This window comes from Psychrobacillus sp. (assembly GCF_056205495.1).
This window is the reverse complement of the sequence record NZ_JBAEAP010000001.1, coordinates 1-6,147: the sequence shown is the minus strand read 5'-3', so window position 1 is coordinate 6,147 and position 6,147 is coordinate 1. Positions and strand designations below refer to the sequence as shown.

The window sequence follows — 6,147 nt, the reverse complement described above, 5'->3', positions numbered from 1 at the left end:
ACATTCATGACCACTGTTTCTTCCATGTTAGTCCATGTTTGCTCCATCGGTACTATTTGAGAGAGCAGTATTTGGATTTGTACGATGAAATCAATTTGATACCGACCTACCCCAATCGAAATCAGCCCGACTATAATAGGTAATGTCCAAAGTAATATCTTGATCAATTTAGACTTCATTTATATAGACACCTTTGTATTAGTATTTTGCTGCTTCCGATGGTGGATTTAAGATTTCTTCCACTTGTGTATCAGTTAAATCATAATTATAGTAACGTTTGTAATAGTCTTTTATTTCCTCATTCATATCATACGTAAATAGCTCTGGGTGATTTTTTTGTGCCATCCATTTTAGCATCAATGGTGCATCTCCACTTGGTGGATACCAGCGATAGATACCAAGCGGCATTTTATAAACCTTTTTATCCTGAACGGCCTTTACTTCACTCCAGTCTTGACTTTCAAAAACGTTGTTATACAAGTCCACAGGCTGAGTTTCCGTAAAATTAGTAATATAAATGATATCAGGGTTCCATTTATAAATTTGCTCCATATTTACTGCTTTAATACCATCGACCTCTTCGGCTGCTACATCTATTCCGCCAGTGGAGTTCAGCCAACGATTTCCGTGCATTCCCGTTCCTGCCACAGAAATCTCTCCATCATTATGGTATTGCAATACCATCACACGTGGCATGTCCTTCTCTTTGACACCTGCTTCATCGAGCGTGTCGTAAATCATTTGTTGGTTTTCTTCACCTTCAGCAATGATCTCAGCAGGACGATCTGTTATACCTGTAATTTCTCCTGTTAAAGTTAACCAACGATTTAATGTATCTAACGGATTAAGTGAATCCGTTGCAGTGTCTAAAGCAACAGTTGTAATTCCCGTATCTTCAAGCTTTTTCACTGTTTTCTCTTGGTTTGCTATCTCAAAATATACATCGGGATTTAAGGACAGTAACTCTTCCACGTTTACTTCCCCATTTTCAATAAAGTTCGTTTTAGCATCTAGTATAGATGGAGAGATTTCTTTCAAAATAGAGTGAGATGCTGCATTATAAGAATTTGGGTGAATCCCTGCAATCTCTTCAGTAGAATTGGTAGCGATAAACCATGTGGAGAAATACGGTAGTATCCCTCCCATTACAATGCTGTCAAGCTTTCCAGGAATCTCTACCTCTCTATTTAATTCGTCTACAATTATCTTTGTTTCTTGACTAGCCTCTAAATCCTTATTTTTTACTTCATTATCATTACCGCAACCTGCTAATAATAATGCGATAGAAGCAGAGGCAATTATGTATCTATATGGTCGTTTCATCATTATATTTGTCTCCATTCTCATTGAGAATCATTTTCAATACCTAACTAACTTATAATAAATATCCCGAAAGGTCAAGAATGCTTAATAAAAAAACAATATTCAGAATGCAATATAGTAAAATTTTGCCTTTTTATTTTTAAGGTGTATATGTTATGATGCAATTAAATGAGAATAGTTATCAATTAATTCGAACGATGGAGGGCTCTTTTTGGCTAATACAAATAACATACTCTACTTAGATCCAGGTCATGCGTTTGGATTGTCCAATCGTACCAATACTTTTATGAACGAACATTTTACGATTATCGATCAATATCAATTAACCGAACATTCGTTAAACCCGTACTGTTGTATAGTGGTACACGATTTTGCAGATCAAGAATACCTATATAAACACAAAGCAATTATTGAAGAATTTTTAGAAGCAGGTAAAATTATCATATTCGGCGGTCACTTATTTAGAGAATGGCTTCCTGGTTGTCCTATTTTTACACCTAGAACGATTGAAAGCCATGAAGACTACCATGTTTACAAGAAAATAGAACACCCTATTTTTAAAGGTGTAGACACCGATGATATGACCTACAACAAAGGAGTTGCCGGTTTCTTCGCAAGAGTGACTCACTCCCCTGTTCCAAATAATGCGGAGGTGCTATTAACATTCCGCGATGGAATGCCTATTACATACATTGATCGCCAGTCAACAAATGGAACAATTCTAGTTCATTCCGGTCGTGACCTTTTTGCTCATCGCATGCAAAATAAATCGACGGATCGTATCAGCATTCAGCTTTTACAATGGATCCAAGATGAATATAAGGAACTACAAAAGGAGGGCAGCTCCAAATGAGAAAAATTGCTGTAATTTATAGTGGACATGCACCTCATCATAGAACATTCAATGAACCAAAGTATAAACAATACATCGACAGACTAATCTATTTTCCAGACTTCCAGAATGACTCTTTGGAAGGGGTAGATGTCTTATTTGTACCTTCCCAACTAAATGAACATTTATTGAAGACTTCTAAGGAGAAAATTCATGCGTTTGCAAATGCGGGAGGAATCGTTGTAGCCTTTGGACCGCAGCCTTGGGAATGGCTTCCAAACCAAAAATGGGAGGAACGGGAAACTAATTTTTGGTGGTGGCTTGAAAAGGATGCAAATAGTGGATTAGTGCTAGCTGACCCGGAGTATGATTTGTTCAACTATATAACTTTGCGAGATGCTACGTGGCACCAGCACGGTGTATTTTGGCCAATAGAAGGCGCTCAAAAGCTAATCACGACCGAAGATGGTGGAGCGGTTCTTTACGTGGACAAGGTAAGTACAAAAGGAACTTGGATTATTAGTACCCTAGATCCTGACTATCATTTTGGCTCCTACTTTATGCCAGCAACCGAACGATTCCTAGATGGGTTTTTACCATGGCTAGCTAAAGGAAGCCTATAAGTAAGAAACCAAGAACATAACTTGAATTAAAAATAATAGAGCTTCGGAGTATTGAATATCAATACTCCGAAGCTTTTTTATTAATGAAATACGATGGTTTTATTGCCCTCTACGATTACTCGGTTTTCAAGATGCCATTTTACAGCTCTCGCAAGAACTCGTCTTTCAATTTTACGGCCAATTTTCTTAAGTTTCGTAACATCATCCCGATGGTCTACTCGTTCTACATCCTGTTCAATAATCGGGCCCTCATCCAAATTGTTCGTTACATAGTGAGAGGTGGCACCAATTAGCTTTACTCCACGCTCATATGCACGTTCGTAAGGACCGGCTCCTATAAAGGCAGGTAGGAAGGAGTGATGAATGTTAATTATCCGGCTCTCAAAATGAGCTACAAAGTCCGGAGTGAGTATTTGCATATACCTAGCTAAGATAAGTAAATCCACATTATACTGCTCCATCAAGCGAATTTGTTCCTCCTCTACCTGCTTACGAATTTCTTTGTTAGCTGGAATATAATGATAAGGAATGCCTAGTGCTTCTACCATCGGACGAGCAGTTTCATGGTTGCTAATGACTGCCACTATATCCGTGTCGAGGTCCCCATTTTGCCATTCCCATAAAAGCTCTATTAAACAGTGCGTTTCTCGAGATACAAAAATTGCCGATCGTATGCGTTCCGCAGGATAGGAAAACTTGTATTCCATTCCATGCTCAAGTGAAATTTCTTTAAAATCACTCTCCATTTGTGCAGCCCGTTCAGCCAGCTGGCCACCGTGATATTCAATGCGAATAAAGAATGTTCCATTTTCCGGATCACTCGAATATTGACTAGACTCAATAATATTGCAGTCATGCTTATATAAAAAAGTTGATAATACTGCTACTATTCCTGGTTTGTCTGGACATTTTACTAGCAGACGTCCTTTGTTTTCCTGTGTTTTTCGATGGTTATTTATTTGTATTTCTTCCATTTGAATGCCACCCTTTATTAGAGATATTAATTTTTCATTATCCTTTATTCTATTCATCTTCTCAAGTACTTTTTATATATTATGTAACTGTAAAAACCCATGTAAGATTACATGGGTTTTCTACGTTAGTTTAATATGATGAGTTTAACTTGTTTTCTACCCCATTGTATTGCATTATCATAGGATGGTATAAATACGTCAATTTTATTCCCTTTGATAGCCCCGCCAGTATCTCCAGCGATTGCCTCACCATAGCCTTCTACCCATACCCTTGTCCCCAGGGGTATAACACGAGGGTCAACGGCTATTACCTTTTCATTTGGATTGGCCCTTAGATCAATTCCATAGGCAGTCGTTCCTGAGCATCCTGTACAGTAGGCTGTGTAGGCTGTCGCTTCCATCGTCATTTCAACAGAGCCTTCTGTTTTAGGTTCTGCTGTTACAACTGGCGCTGATGTAGCAACCTTTGTAGAAGCTGTATTCGGTGTTGAAGCTGCACTTGGAGCTACTGGTTCAATTGGTGGAGCAGTAACTCCCATTACTTGTCTTTTCGGTATGTCCTCTAAGTTTCCTGTCCCTTGCTTGACAATGAGTTCGTCTCCCGGAAATATTAAATCTCCTGTTATATTATTCATATCCATAAGTTCATTGAGTGACAAATCATTTGCAAGGGCAATTCTATAGAGGTTGTCCCCCTCGGCAACCGTATAAGTTACTGGCTCAGAACGAAGCTTTATAAGCAATTTCATTGCATATAAGTCATCAAAGTGTATATTAAAGTCGTCCATATCGCTCTCTAAGTCAGCTTTTTTGTCTACTAGATTCCTGTGGTCTGAAGTGTCGGTAAGAAAAATCGATTCATCCTCTTGAGTTATAGGGGAGAATAGACTCTCTGCATGCGCTACTGTATTAGTCGATAACATCAATAGCACTACAAATAAAATAGTCCTAACCTTGAACATAAAGTTCCTCCTTTGTACCTCTTTTCGTAAACTCTTTAGAGTATTGCCCCAAAACTTCAAAAAACAAACCCTCTAAATAAAAAAATAGAAGTTTTCGTTCAAAACAACTAAAAAATTCAGAGAAAGGAAAGACTTTATATCATACTAGACTGAGAAATAATTCATCAAATGTCTATTAATTCCACAACATAAAAATATCAAAAGACTGGTAGTGTTCATTACAAATACCACCAGTCTTTTTTATTAAACCTATGTCTAGCATGGATTCTAGGTTAAGGTTGGTTGTTTAGATGATCACCGCCGTTCAAGGGATATTACCTCCCTTAATACCGGGATTTGTAATCGATTTTATAGACGTAACGGTATTGCTTTAGGGGTATGGGACACTTCTTGCCTTCGTATGGGTGCTCTGCGCATATTTACGGGTGCTATTTGAATTTATGGGCGATTTTCTCCTTTTTATGGGCGCTACGTCTCGCTTTATGGGACACTTTCTCCCTTCGTATGGGCGCACTGCGCATATTTACGGGCTCTATTTGGATTTATGGGCGATTTTCTCCTTTTTATGGGCGCTACGACTCGTTTTATGGGACACTTTCTCCCCCCGTATGGGCGCCTTGCGCATATTTACGGGCGCTATTTGGATTTACGGGGGATTTTTGGATTTATGGGCGATTTCCTCCTTTTTATGGGCGCGACGACTCACTTTATGGGACACTTTCTCCCCTCGTATGGGCTCTGCGTTGATTCATATAAAATGTTTGCTACCGTCCTACACTACTTTCCTCATTATATATACAAACAAAAATCCAAAAAGAATAACGAAAGTCTCGTTTCTTTTTGGATTAGCTTATTATGTCCATTTTAAATTCTCCAATAGCTGATGAAAGCTTTCTAAAAAATTCTTCTTGCTCTCCTCGTTGTGTAAAGATTTAACGTCTACTCCGCTCATAAATTGTAAAATCTCCGGGTGATGATCCCAATCCTGTTCAAATTGACTCTTGAAATCTACATACCAATCATATTGATACATCCTTTTCATATGTCGGACGGCCCTTCGACTCTCTTCCGTGACTTCTTCCTTTGTCCTCTCTCCTAGAATAAAAATGGATTCTGCCAACCTTGAAATTTTATTTTTATATTGGGTAAACGCAGTGGATATCCTTTTAATCATACAATTCCTCCCTGTCCCATTTACTATTATTATACGCGAAATCATATAAAAAAGATTAATTTTTCAGATTATTATTCAAAGAAATCCATTTATTTATGGCTGAACATATAACTAAATGTCCCTATAAGGCTACCCCTATCTAAAAAGATGGACATGTTGCTGGATCTCTTCAAAAAAAAACGTTCGGCTAGAGGCAGCCAAACGCTTTCTTTAAAAATAGTTCTCTATCTGACTTTGGATCATCGTAGCCTTATAGGAC

At 38.2% G+C, this 6,147-nt stretch carries 6 protein-coding genes; 2 read left to right on the top strand and 4 right to left on the bottom strand.

Features of this window, described 5'->3' with window-relative positions:
* Positions 1–198 precede the first annotated feature (198 nt).
* Positions 199–1,323 (bottom strand): ABC transporter substrate-binding protein, encoded by a 1,125-nt coding sequence (locus AC06OU_RS00030; RefSeq protein WP_475853276.1) that lies wholly within the window; start codon positions 1,321–1,323, stop codon positions 199–201.
* Between the two features lie 211 nt (positions 1,324–1,534).
* Here AC06OU_RS00030 and AC06OU_RS00025 point away from each other — a divergent pair, with 211 nt between their 5' ends.
* Entirely contained in the window at positions 1,535–2,176 is a 642-nt protein-coding gene (locus tag AC06OU_RS00025) for a phosphate starvation-inducible protein PhoH (RefSeq protein ID WP_475853275.1), read from the top strand.
* Positions 2,173–2,778 carry a hypothetical protein gene (locus AC06OU_RS00020; protein WP_475853274.1) on the top strand — a complete coding sequence of 202 codons (606 nt, stop codon included), beginning with the start codon at positions 2,173–2,175 and terminating at the stop codon, positions 2,776–2,778. Before AC06OU_RS00025 ends, AC06OU_RS00020 begins: the two co-directional genes overlap by 4 nt.
* 80 nt (positions 2,779–2,858) lie before the next feature.
* On the opposite strand, the gene purU is transcribed toward AC06OU_RS00020, so the two are convergent.
* From purU to AC06OU_RS00005, 3 genes are all read right to left on the bottom strand, one after another.
* Positions 2,859–3,752, bottom strand: a complete 894-nt coding sequence (gene purU / locus AC06OU_RS00015; RefSeq protein ID WP_475853273.1) for a formyltetrahydrofolate deformylase — start codon at positions 3,750–3,752, stop codon at positions 2,859–2,861.
* A gap of 125 nt (positions 3,753–3,877) precedes the next feature.
* Complete coding sequence (locus AC06OU_RS00010; RefSeq protein ID WP_475853272.1) at positions 3,878–4,714, bottom strand: 3D domain-containing protein; 837 nt, start codon at positions 4,712–4,714, stop codon at positions 3,878–3,880.
* Between the two features lie 853 nt (positions 4,715–5,567).
* Positions 5,568–5,888, bottom strand: coding sequence for a hypothetical protein (locus tag AC06OU_RS00005; protein WP_475853271.1), 321 nt, complete (start codon positions 5,886–5,888; stop codon positions 5,568–5,570).
* Positions 5,889–6,147 lie beyond the last annotated feature (259 nt).